Source organism: Candidatus Omnitrophota bacterium (genome assembly GCA_021735655.1).
GTDB lineage: Bacteria > Omnitrophota > Gorgyraeia > Duberdicusellales > 4484-171 > JAHKAJ01.
On the sequence record JAIPGM010000009.1, the window covers coordinates 25,986 to 38,325 of the forward strand.

The window sequence follows — 12,340 nt, forward strand, 5'->3', positions numbered from 1 at the left end:
ATTTTAAACAACTGCACTTTCGGCAACTGTTAATGACAGCCTATCAGCATCGATAGTTACCGGAAGTCCCAAAGGCAAGGTAACATGAAGCCCACCGCGCAAACGCAAATGCCCGGAAGGAAATCCATACAATACCGGGATATCCTGTCCTTTAAATAACTTTTCTATTAGTTTACGTAAATCATGGTCTTTACCTGAAGAGTCAAGCATTCTGCCTAAAAGTAACCCCTTGATATTTTTAAACTTCCCTGAACGCTTGAGACGAAAAAAATAATTTCTAATGGTATTAAAGTCTTCGTTGACGTCCTCTAAAAACAAAATGCTGCCGGCAGTCCTTATTCGGTAAGACTTACCTATTGAATCAATGATTAAAGACATATTGCCGCCAACCAGCTTACCGGTAGCTACTCCCAGCTTAAAAGCAATCAGCTGGGGGAATTTCAATTCTCCCAAAGGCTTAGTTTCACTAAAAAGCCTTTGCAGATATTCAAGAGTCAGCTGATGCATTCCTTGATAAATCTCCCCGGAAACTATCGGCCCGTGAAAAACAACCATCTTAGCCAATTTTTGCAAATAGAGTAAGATAATAGTTATATCACTGTACCCGAGAAAAATTTTGGGATTTTTTCTAATAGTTTTCTCATCTAGGTAGGGTATAATTTCGGCTGAACCGTAACCGGCTTCAGCACAAAAAATAGCTCTCACTTCTTTGTCGGCAAACATCCGATTTATCTGCATGGCCCGCTGACGATCATGATCGGGCTTAGACCATTTCGGATCAAAAATTACTCGTTCATATTTAACTTTATAGCCTAGCTCTTTAAGCAGTTCAACGCCGCTTTTAAATTTATCCACATCAAAAGAACTTGCCGGAGCTACTATACCGATAGTATCACCAAGTTCTAATTTTTGAGGCTTACGCATTTTTACCTATCAAAGCTAAAACCATAACGATTAAATGAATCTTGCAAAATCAACCTTATTAAACTATTGTAACTGTTACCTTTCAATTTGTAAAGAATTGGTAAATCACCATACGAAGATGAGAGACCAGGCAAAGGGTTAATATCTATTATCTTAGGTTTGTTCTGAGTATCAAGGCGAAAATCTATACGCGCCATATCCTTTAATTCTAATTCTTTATATGCCTTTATAGCATAAAATTCAATTATTTTCTGAATATTTTTTAAAATACTCTCCTGTGGCTCATATTTAACTTTATTTTGCCAATCCTGTTTGATCTCAAGAGAATAGAGAAAGTTCTTGCAAGCCTTATCCCTAGGCACTATTTTCATCATTCCTAGAATTTGTGGAACTTCATTGCCGTAAACTCCTACGGTAATCTCATCTCTCTCCAAAAACTCTTCTATCAAGGCCGGCTGTTCATATTTCGAAATTATTTCCTCTACTCTCTTTTTTAAATCATCAAAGTTGCTGACTAAAGAATTAAGAAAAATTCCCTTTGAAGAACCTTCCCAACGCGGCTTTACAAGAAATGACCCGTTTCCTCCAAAAATATTTCCTAAATTTTCTAAATCTTTGACATCCTTAATCATAGCCATCTCTGGAACCAGAATATTTGCTGATTTTAATAATCTATTGGTTAGGTATTTATCTAGAGTGATTCCTAAGGCGACTGGATCTGATCCCGAATAGGGTATATCTAAGCTTTCAAGGATTGCCGGAACTTGCGATTCACGCCCCCTCTTATCCCCTCTGCCTTCGGCGATATTAAAAACGAAATCCGGCCTTTGACTCAACAATCGTTTTAGAAAATTATCATCCTGCTCAAAAATAACTACCTTGAAACCGTATTTTTCTATTTCTTTCTTTATGCTTTCAATGGTCTCAATTTCGTCGTATTCCTCATGGTTCTCGCCAGCATCCTTATTTTTAAGATTAAATGTTATACCTATTGTATTCACTGAGCGGACTTTTTTAGAATTAGTTATTGCTTCTGGCTGAACAGGAGTATCCTGATAAAAAAATATTTCATCTTTATAATTTTTTAATATCATTCCTCGGTCAGAATCTGAAACCAAATAATCAGGACCAAAGGGGATTTTACCTTTCCCGCCTATAGCATCAATAACAAAAGTCGGTACACACATACCGCTAGTAAACCCCTGCATTTTTTTGATAATTTCTCTACCTTGCCAAGGTGATGTTCGAAAATGAGATGTCCCGCTAACCGGATCACACTGAAATAAATAATATGGCCTAACCCTTATCGCTTGTAGTCTCTGACATAAATCCCTCATCACTTGCAAGTTATCATTCACCCCCTTAAGCAATACTGACTGATTGCTTACAGGAATACCTATTTTTTGTAGTTTTCTGCAAGCTAAAGCTGCCTGAGGGGTAATTTCTCTAGGGTGGTTGAACTGGACATTAACCCAAACATTGTCATATTTTTTTAGCATCTCACAAAGCCGATCATCTATCCGCCGAGGGAAAACAACCGGAGTACGCGTACCGATACGGACAACCTCAATATTACTAAAAGAATGAATTTTTGAAAGTATAGCTTCTAGCCGTTCTGTAGGTAAAGTTAAAGGGTCTCCTCCGGAAACTATTATCTCCCTAATTTTCGGATTCCGGCCCACATAATTTAAGGCTCTATCTATATCTTCTAGGGTTGGTTCATTTATTTTTTTGCTCCATATTCTTTTTCTTGTGCAGTGGCGGCAATACATAAAGCAACGGTTAGTTACTAAAAGCAGTGCCCGATCAGGATAGCGGTGTACTAAGCAATCTAAGGGAGAACTCTTTTCCTCAGCTAAAGGATCCTTGCTTTCAAAGGAACCTTGGCTAAGCTCATCAAAATTAGGTATGCATTGTTTTCCAATCGGATCGCAGTTATCAGAGGTATTTTCAATTAAGGAAAAGTAGTAAAAAGGAATTTTCAAATGGTAAGCATCAGAAACTTTCTTTAATCGACAAATCTGTTCTTTATCTAAAGGTAGGTATCGAGAAAGGTCTTCAATGTTGTTAATAAACTCTTTAGGATCATAATACTCTCTCCCAACATCAAGAGTTTTGTTGTGATAATTTACAGTTTCATAACTAGGTCCGCCAGGTTCCTCTTCAAGGAAAGTTTCAGCATCCAAGTTATTGCTCATTTTTCCTCCTCACTCAGGTAAAAGTCCACCCGGGAAAATTATAAATTACCCTATGATATCTCCATTCTCTCTAATAATCTTGGTCAGGATAAACTTCTTCGCTGTCATCATCGTATCCTAACTCTTCATCATAAATATACTCATAGCTCAAAGCCCGCAAACCTTCCTGGCTATTTTCGGCTTTAATTTCCACATTATCTCCAAGCTCAAAATAAGCCTCTTCTACTAACTCTTTAGTAGTTAGCACTTTTTGACCACCAACAGTAATATAGCTACCGTCCTCGGAAATCTGCTCTATCTTACCCTTAAGCAACACTGAATCATCTTCCTGAGCAAAAGCAAAAGTTGTCCCAGCCAAAATCATAACCAACAACAATGTTAAATATTTTTTCATGACCATTCCTCCCTTTCTCCTTTTCCGTTAAAATCTTCTTCCTCCTCACTGTAATCCACGTAATCATCCCAGGTGCCGATTTCTTCCTCTAGCTCTACCGGATTAAGCTTGGTTAATTTAAGCTCTGCAAAACAACCCTGACAATTAAGGATATCGGCAATCCCCAAACCTTCTTCAATCTCAACATTTTCTTTACAAACCGGACATTTGGTTTTTTTAACCATTTATACCTCCTTTTAACCAAATACTCCTATATTCTTAATGGACCGCTCCACCGACATTAAGTTTATAGTTTCCATACTTTTTATTGAAGAGTGTAAACTGTTAGGTAAGACATTTTATCTTTTAGTTCGACGAGTTGCTTTTTTATCACTGGCGAAAGTTTTAGTAGCTCTAAACTGAGAAACAATAAAATCGGTAATTCGACATTGAGGAGAATTAAGATCCTTATTGCGCCGGTAAAAAACCGAGTTGCCCTTTCTCCGGTCAAAAACTAGCTTAAGCAGGCGCAACCTCATTAGATGCTTGGAAATCGTAGGCTGGCTTACTTTTAAAACAACACATATATCTTTAACGGTAAGTTCTTTCTCATCCAGCACATTTATTATCCTTAGACGCGTATCATCGGAGCAGGCTTTAAATATCTGGCGTAATGATTTTAGATTTACTTTTCGCATATAACATTCCTTTATTGGTATATACGTATATATATCATCGGTTAAAAAGGTTGTCAATATTTATTTTTTCTTTTTAAGAAAATAGGCCCTGGGCTTAGTTAATAAAGGGCACCGAAGGCGACAAAATACAGGCAAGTGGAAAATTATATTTAGAATTGTTTAAAAGTATTCTAGCAGGAATAGTAAGGTTTACTTTTTTCTTAAACAACAAGTAAGTGTCCATTTTCCTTAAGCCATCTTTGATATTTCTTATAATCAGGAATTATCGTTTTAACCTTGCTCCAAAATCTTCGGGAGTGATTTCTTACCTCAAGATGCGCCAATTCATGCACTATAACATAATCGATAACTTGCAGTGGCGCAATTATTAAACGCCAAGCGAAGTTTAACCTCCCACTTGCACTGCAAGATCCGAATCTTTTATAAGCATTTGATATTCTTAATGACTTGTATCTTAAACCCGTCACTTCTACAAAAAAATCTAAACGTTCTGATATTTTATTTAGCGCTTTGGCTCGATACCACTCAATTAAACAGCTCCGAGCCTGAGGTAATAAACTTTTTGGAAACTCTAAATACTCAGTTAAGACTATATCCCTTCGATCCAAAGCTCTGAACCTGTAAGGACTGCCTAAATAAAAAAACTCTTCTCCATTAATAAATTGTTTAGTTTTAGTTTGAGCCTTACGCTTTTTTGCAATTTCCTGCTTCTTTTCAATCCACTCCTTTTTCTGCGAAACGAAATCTTTAATTAACTTATCTGAAATACCAAAAGGAGCTCTCACGATCAATTGAGCATCTTGGGTTATGGCAAGAGACAAAGTCCGACGCCTTGACCTTATTATTTTATCCACCTTAACTTTTTCCATTTTATTTAATATTCTAACGTCGCGGAGGTCGATAACGCCTTCCTGGATGATGGCTGGAATGTATCGGTCTACCGGATTGCTTCAATGGATCTAATCCAAACCAATGAGGTGTAATTTTAGTAATACGTAACACTTCCCTCAAAGCAAGGATATCGCGATCAGTTATCAAAGATAGGGCAAGACCTTTCCTGCCCATCCGACCAGTTCGGCCAGTACGATGCGTATATTGCTCACCACGAGGAAAATCCCAGTTAATAATATGAGAAACATGAGAAAAATCGAGACCGCGGCCAGCGACATCAGTTGCAATTAAGTAGCGAATCTTTTGAGCCCGAAAACGTCGTACTATCGAAGAACGCTTGCCTTGCTCGAGGCCAGCGTGAATATATTCGGCATCGCGAAGATGCTTGCGTAAAACCTTGTGCAACTTATCCACCATATGGCGAGCATTACAAAAAATGATCGTCTGATTAACTCTTTCACGCTGCAAGTAGTCAAGGAGTGCTTTTTCTTTTGCTTCACGATTAACATAAATAAAATAGTGCCCAATACTTTCTGGTATAGCCTGTTCATTAATCAGTGATATCTGGGCCGGGTTTTTGAGACAATCATTGGCAAGTTTTTTCGTCTTATCATTCATCGTGGCCGAAAACATAAGTGTCTGATGCTCATGTCTAATACAAGAAAGGATAAACTCAATTCCCTCTAGGAATCCATCATCAAGCAATTGATCAGCCTCATCTAAGATCACGCATTTAACATCGGCCAGATTAACTACCCCATCGTACATTAAGTCAGTAAGCCGGCCAGGAGTAGCTACCAAAATATGCACCCCATGCTTAATTTTAGCTACTTGTATTGACTTATCAAAACCGCCGTAAGCGGCAAGAATTGCAACCGGAGTTTTAAGTGCAATTTTATGTATCTCATCAACATACTGGATACAAAGCTCACGCGTAGGCACAATAACCAACCCCTGAATAGTTTTACTGCTCGAGTCGACTTTCTGAATAAGCGGAATTGCACAAGCGCTGGTCTTGCCAGATCCGGTCTCAGCCAAAGCACAGATATCGCGCCCAGTCAAAATAATAGGATAAGTTGCTTCCTGTATCGGGGTAAGCTCGTTAAACCCTATCCTCTGTAACGAGTTCATAATCGCTTTTGGTAAATTAAGTTCGCTAAATTTCATAAGTTTAACCGAGTGTTTTAATATGGCTCTTTATTTTATCTCCCTAAATTCAGCATCAACCACATTTTTATTTTTAGGTGGCTGTTTTTTTGATTTTTGATAACCTCTTGGCTGAGACTTAGGCTTAACCTGGCTAGCAAAAAGACTGATAAAAAAAATAATAATTCTAAAAAGAAAACTAACGATCAAGTAAAAAAATAATATTTTTAATAAAAAACTAAACATAATAATTCAGCTAAACCCAAAATCTAATTTCGTTTTTGCTTTGAGTAAGTTTCATTAAACATTTTTTATAAATAAACGCTTTAAAGTATCGGCAAGACGACTTTTCTCTACTTCTCTAGCGATAACACTATACAATATCCTTGGCGTTACAAAAAGAAGTGCCAATAATTCCTTAAAACTGAAAAACTTTATTACAAAAATCCCCTTCCATAACATTTTTAAATATCGCGATGGTGTATAAAAAGAAAACTTTATTCTCCGTCCAATCTTTTTTAAAGCCGCATGGCTATAGGTATCGGAATAAAGCTCGCCTCGGTCAGTAACATGGTAGCCGGGAGTATTTAAGGCTAGCTCCTTGAGCGGCGAGAATTTCTCAATTCTCAACTTCTGGGAAGAAAAAGAATCAACCCCGATCTCCTTTGCAAACTGGGCTATATATAACATCTCTTCCTCGCTTTCACCAATATTACCATAAATAAAATAACCATGATAGTAAAGTGGGTATTTTCTAAACACCGAAAAGGCTTCTCTCACTGCCTTGGAGTCAAAACCCTTATCAATTTGCGCAAGTATCCAATCATGAGGCGATTCAATGCCAATAAGCAGCGTTTTAAACCCGGCTTTGACCATTTTGTCTAATAGTTTAGGATGCTGGGCTACTTCAATCCGAGCCTGGGCTACGAACCGTTTCTTTATTTTGCGAGAAATTATCAAATCACAGATCTTTTCGGCTCTTTTTACGTCAACGAAAAAATTTTCATCACTGAAAATTATCGCATTCGCGGTCATCTTCTCAATCTCATCAACAACAAGCTCAACTTGCCGAACTGCATAGCTCCGCTTCTGACCGAGAGGATTTAAGCTAAAAGTACAAAATTTACAATTATAGGGACAACCTCGAGAACTCAACACAGTATCAAAGCTTACATTGGTTACATTAATGCCATTAAGCATCAGGCGACACTCGCTACGTCTTAGGCTTCGGTCCGGCGGGAAAATACTATTAATATCCGGTAATGGCCGATTACTATTATGTATTATTTTTCCATCTGCCCGATAAGAAATACCCAGAATATCCTCGAACCGAGCTCCGGGGGCGATTTCTTTTATGGTTTCTTCGCCTTCACCTCTAACAATGATGTCTATTCTCGGACAATTATTAAAAAACTCTTCAACCTTTTCGCTGGCTTGATAGCCACCTACGACCAACGGCCTACCCGTAGGTATTAAATTCAACAAATCGAAGATTTCCTTGAGTTGACGATCCCAGCTAACCCCAACACAGACAAGATCTATTTCTTTAGCTATAAAATCCAAAAGATTGTCAATGACCGATAGCTCTTTCTCATATCTTAAATCAAGGAGAGTTATTTTGCCTACTGAATCCTTAGCATTAGTGGCCACATATTCCAAGCCAGTTGGCGGAAAAAGCATCATTGAGCTTATCGCCGAGCTCCTAACATAGGGGTTCAAAAATAAAGCATGTTTATATTTCATAAAGATACATTGTATAAGATTAAATAAACTTAAGCAAGGCTAATTGGAGACTTTGCAATAGCCGAAAAATCCTTAATCAGCTTGAACATCTCCAGCCGACTTTTAGCCTGATGAGTACTAGTTCTTAAAGTCTTTGTTTTTAAAAAACCTCTGGTGTACCAGATATAAAATTTACGAAATTCAACTGTACCGATTCGTTCACCATAAAAACCAATTGATAAATCTAAATGCTTTTTCATCATTTTCGCTACTTCTTTTATGGTTGGCCGAGCTACAACCTTACCTTTAGTTAAGAACTCTTCAATCTCTTTAAATATCCAAGGATTACCCAAGGCCCCGCGGGCTACAATAATTGCGTCGCAATTAGTTTGATCAAACATCTCTTTTGCTTTACTTGCCGAAAAAATATCACCGCTAGCAATAACCGGGATCGATAAAGCTTTTTTTACCTTTTCTATACTCAAATAATCAATCGAATCACGATAGCCTTGCTCCCGAGTTCTCCCATGTAAGCATACCCCGGCAATACCAGCATCCTGAGCATATTTTGCTATATTAACAATATTCTTAGCACTGTCCCAACCCAGACGTAACTTAACCGTAACCGGAAGATTAGCTTCCTTAACCATATTCGATAGCAACTTTTGGAGCTTTTTCGGGCTTTTTAGTAAAGCCGCACCTTTACCATTGCTGGTTATTTTTCTCCGCGGGCAAGCGGCATTAAGATCTAAAATACCGTAAGGAAAATCCCTTAACTTCTCTAAGGCCTTTAGTATGTCGTAAGAATCATCTCCTAATAACTGTACCCCCAGAGGCTGGTCACTCTTTTCAGTAGAAAGCATCTCAAGAGTTCTTCGGCTTGAATAACTCAAAGAACGAGCGCTAATCATCTCCAAGAAAGCAAATTTGCATCCGGCTTCTCGATTCAGCTTGCGAAAAGGCAAAGAGCTTACCCCCGATAAGGGAGCAAGCATTATCCGCGGAAGCATAAAGCTTTTGCTAGAACTACCTATTTTTAAACTATTTTTTAATTTTTCTAACACCGATCAATTCTTCCTTCTTAGCCCTGCTTAATTTTTTTATCTTTAGCTCCTTCAAAAAAGCTATTTTAAAATATTTATACTCCTTAAACCAAACTAACTTAACTGGCCTTCTGTCTCTGGTATACTTGGCCCCCTTACCCTGATTATGTAACCTAAGACGTCTTTCTAAGTCCGGAGTATATCCCGTATAGTAAGTCTGATCAGAACATTCGACAATATAAACAAAATGCCTACCACTTCTTTTGATTTTCGCCATCAGATATTAGATAGTTTACAGCCTTCGGTGGGCAGTAACTGAAAGGTCAAAGAAATCAATCCACATCTTTATCCATACCTTTATCAAGCAAAGAACTAAAATGCCGTCTTAATTTACCTAAGGCTCTCGGAATCACCGCAAGATACGGCAAAACCCGCTTGAGCCCAGCTGATGTATTCTTTGAACTGACTCGCTTTAATACTGGGATCTCGGCTATAGCCGGTAAAACAAAAATTGCCGCCAAGGCCGCCACTATCGTTCCTAAAACTATTGAGAGGCCAAAACGCTGAGTAGGCGGAAATGATGATATACCAAATATGCCAAAACCAGCGGAAATTATAAATACTGAACCGACTATCGGCTCCCAAAGCCTAACTTGAGCCTCCTTCCACGCTATCCGGCTCTTAACGCCTTTTCGCATCCGACGACGAACAAAAATTGCCATGTGAATCATCGAATCAATACCCATAGCAATAGCTACATTAGCTGCCGGGGCTGATATTATGTCTAAAGGAACTTTCATTAGACCAACGACTCCAAGCATGCAAACCGGAGGAATACATAAACTTAAAACCATCGCCAAAGATATTCCAAAACAACGCGAAACTATCCAGGCGATGATTATAAAAAATAATATTAATTTCACCAACCCATAGACAAGACTTGAAGCGACTAATTTTGAAAGCTCGCCCTGTAACACATATACCCCGCCCTGCATTTCAGGAATAAATCCGTGTTCGTGAATTATTTTCTTAATTCTTTCAATAACCATGATTCTTGACGCTTTACGATCAGCCTCTTTCATCCTGATAAAAAAATAACCGGAAATCCGATCGTCAGTAACAAAACTCCTGGCAATCCTATGGTATTTTTCCTGACCCATAGTTTTCAGTAAACTTTCCCAATTAAGCAAAAAAGCTAACGGCGCCCGGCTGCCTTCGGCCATAATTACCGGAAGTGAAACAATGCTACCAACCGAACGATCTTCCTCTAGCGCCTCCTGAAGTCTCCAAAGTCTCTTATAAACTATATTATCAGTAAGCTTGCCGCCACCAGCATCCCGTAGAACAAGCTTAAACGGACTACTGCCACCATTACGATCAATATACTCCAAACCTTGGCGTAGCTCGGTTTTACCCTTAAAATAAGACAACAAACTCGGATCGGTATTCAAACTGCTTAAGCCTAGCAATCCGACAATAAACAAAAAAAGTATTCCAATAATAACCCAGTTTGAATGTCCTAGCAAATAAGAACTAACTTTTCTATTATTAGTTTCTTCAGCCTTAATCTTCACCGGCCGCATTGATTTAAGAAATAAAGGATAAACCCCGTAGACAACGGCAATTGCGGCCAAGGTTCCGATTGATCCGGTAACCCCCAATTCACGCAACGGTTTTGCCTGGACAAACAAAAGACTTAAAAATCCCAAAAGGGTAGTTACCATACACCAAAACGAAGCAGTAAAAGTACTTTTTACCGCTTTAGCAGTAAACTCTGGAGGACTAAGCTCTAAATTCTGGCCGGCATAACGCCAGCTATAGGTAAGAAACACAATATGTGAGAGGGCTAAAACAAAAATTATCGTTACTAAGTTAACCGTTAAAATTCCTATTCTTATTCCAAACAGATTAGAGATAATTAAAGTAAGCACACAGGCATTAATACAGGATAGTAAAGTTCCAAGAAGTATCTTCGGTGAACGGAATATCAACATAATCACTATCCCAAAAATCAAAAAGGCCATAGCGCTAAAAAACCTAAAATCTCTTAATAGGTTACGCCGGATATTTTCAACCACATAGGGAACTCCGGCAATCTTTAGCTGAAAATAATCAGTAGCGAATAGATCCATCGCCTCCTCAAATTTCGGTACAATCTCTTGCGGCGAGACATCTTCTAAAAGAACAATTAAATTTGAAGATTTACCATCTTCAGAAACTAAAAGACGCTTCCAAAGCGGGCTCACTAAGGCATCATCAAGGTTTTTTGGGCCGCGAGTTAAGCCCTTTACACTAGACACACCGCTAACCGCTGAAAGAACCTCAGTAAATAAGTCCAGTCGCTCAATATACTCTGAAGAATAAACATCGCCAGTTACGCTAATAATAACCTGCTCCTGGTCGGGAAAAACTTTAGAAATCATCTTGTCATACTGAAACTTTGGCTCATCGCTTGAAAAAAAGAAGTCACCATCTACATGAGGGGTAAGATCAACGGTAAGAAATAGAATAAGCAGGGCTACTATAGTTAAACCGAAAAACAACAAAAGCTGCCAAGAATACTTGGCAATTAATCGATTTATTAACTTTGACTTTTTAATCTTAGAAAATAAAAACTTTACCATGATTGCTGGTTCACTTCCAGATACTTTCTCCTTTTAATACTTCCGGTATAGCAAAAGTATCGATCCTTAGACCACCATCATGCTCAATCTTTATCGTATAGACTATGCCCGGAACAAACATCGTCCCAGGAGCTTCCACTTGAGCGTTCTTTATGCCCATGCTTTCACCCTTCTTAGGATTAAGCGCATATTCCCAAAACTTTTTCCACAATTTTCGCTCAAAAGCACTTCCGGTTTCATCTACCTTATAGCCTTGAGGCACCTTATCAATATGAGTTATTTCGTATTCTTGTGTATTGCTACCGTCAAGCATAAATACCTTCCAAAATAAAAAGGCACTTTTACCCTTTAAGGCATCACCAGCTTTAACATGAATATCATCAAATCTTATAACTAAAGATTGGAACTGAATAATATTTCCCGAAAAGGTAAAATACTTAGGTTCAAGGGGATTTCCGTCAACATCGTATTCGAGAAATTTTATTGTAGTGTAAAGCTTATTTTCATTTTCGTTATAATTTACTCCGGTAACCAAAACCTCGGCTATCCTCGAATCAGCCTCAAGACGAGCAATAACTTTCCTCAAAACTTTATTCTGGTTAATATAGCGCTGGATATAATGGTATGAAATGAGGGTTACCGTGAGAATTAAAGCAACAACAAAAAAGGTCTTAATTTTATTCATAAATAGCTATGTTTCATTGCTATATTACATCAAACC

Annotated in this window: 13 protein-coding genes; all 13 read right to left on the reverse strand. The window is 38.2% G+C overall.

Translation table 11 applies throughout. The features are described from left to right. Positions 1–3 precede the first annotated feature (3 nt). A complete protein-coding gene (locus K9L86_07030) occupies positions 4–924 on the reverse strand; it encodes an LD-carboxypeptidase (protein MCF7908602.1) in 921 nt (306 codons plus the stop codon). Between the two features lie 2 nt (positions 925–926). Next, on the reverse strand, positions 927–3,122 hold the full coding sequence (locus K9L86_07035) for a KamA family radical SAM protein (GenBank protein MCF7908603.1): 2,196 nt from the start codon (positions 3,120–3,122) through the stop codon (positions 927–929). A gap of 70 nt (positions 3,123–3,192) precedes the next feature. Further along, on the reverse strand, positions 3,193–3,516 hold the full coding sequence (locus K9L86_07040; GenBank protein ID MCF7908604.1) for a hypothetical protein: 324 nt from the start codon (positions 3,514–3,516) through the stop codon (positions 3,193–3,195). Beyond that, the gene (locus K9L86_07045) at positions 3,513–3,740 is read right to left on the reverse strand and encodes a hypothetical protein (protein ID MCF7908605.1); all 228 of its coding nucleotides are present in this window, start codon (positions 3,738–3,740) and stop codon (positions 3,513–3,515) included. The genes K9L86_07040 and K9L86_07045 overlap by 4 nt, the downstream gene beginning before the upstream one ends. Positions 3,741–3,854: 114 nt before the next feature. Next, entirely contained in the window at positions 3,855–4,193 is a 339-nt protein-coding gene (locus K9L86_07050) for a metalloregulator ArsR/SmtB family transcription factor (protein ID MCF7908606.1), read from the reverse strand. Between the two features lie 200 nt (positions 4,194–4,393). Next, entirely contained in the window at positions 4,394–5,062 is a 669-nt protein-coding gene (locus K9L86_07055; protein MCF7908607.1) for a M48 family metallopeptidase, read from the reverse strand. A 13-nt stretch (positions 5,063–5,075) separates the two neighbouring features. Further along, complete coding sequence (locus tag K9L86_07060) at positions 5,076–6,251, reverse strand: DEAD/DEAH box helicase (protein MCF7908608.1); 1,176 nt, start codon at positions 6,249–6,251, stop codon at positions 5,076–5,078. Positions 6,252–6,281: 30 nt separating this feature from the next. Then, a complete protein-coding gene (locus K9L86_07065; GenBank protein ID MCF7908609.1) occupies positions 6,282–6,476 on the reverse strand; it encodes a hypothetical protein in 195 nt (64 codons plus the stop codon). Positions 6,477–6,530: 54 nt separating this feature from the next. After that, positions 6,531–7,973: a B12-binding domain-containing radical SAM protein gene (locus K9L86_07070; protein MCF7908610.1), complete on the reverse strand. Its 1,443-nt coding sequence runs from the start codon at positions 7,971–7,973 to the stop codon at positions 6,531–6,533. Positions 7,974–8,002: 29 nt separating this feature from the next. Beyond that, the gene (gene dusB / locus K9L86_07075; protein ID MCF7908611.1) at positions 8,003–9,016 is read right to left on the reverse strand and encodes a tRNA dihydrouridine synthase DusB; all 1,014 of its coding nucleotides are present in this window, start codon (positions 9,014–9,016) and stop codon (positions 8,003–8,005) included. Further along, positions 8,994–9,272: a GIY-YIG nuclease family protein gene (locus K9L86_07080; GenBank protein ID MCF7908612.1), complete on the reverse strand. Its 279-nt coding sequence runs from the start codon at positions 9,270–9,272 to the stop codon at positions 8,994–8,996. Before K9L86_07080 ends, dusB begins: the two co-directional genes overlap by 23 nt. Positions 9,273–9,327: 55 nt before the next feature. Further along, entirely contained in the window at positions 9,328–11,619 is a 2,292-nt protein-coding gene (locus K9L86_07085; protein ID MCF7908613.1) for an MMPL family transporter, read from the reverse strand. A 10-nt stretch (positions 11,620–11,629) separates the two neighbouring features. Then, the gene (locus tag K9L86_07090) at positions 11,630–12,304 is read right to left on the reverse strand and encodes a hypothetical protein (GenBank protein MCF7908614.1); all 675 of its coding nucleotides are present in this window, start codon (positions 12,302–12,304) and stop codon (positions 11,630–11,632) included. Positions 12,305–12,340 lie beyond the last annotated feature (36 nt).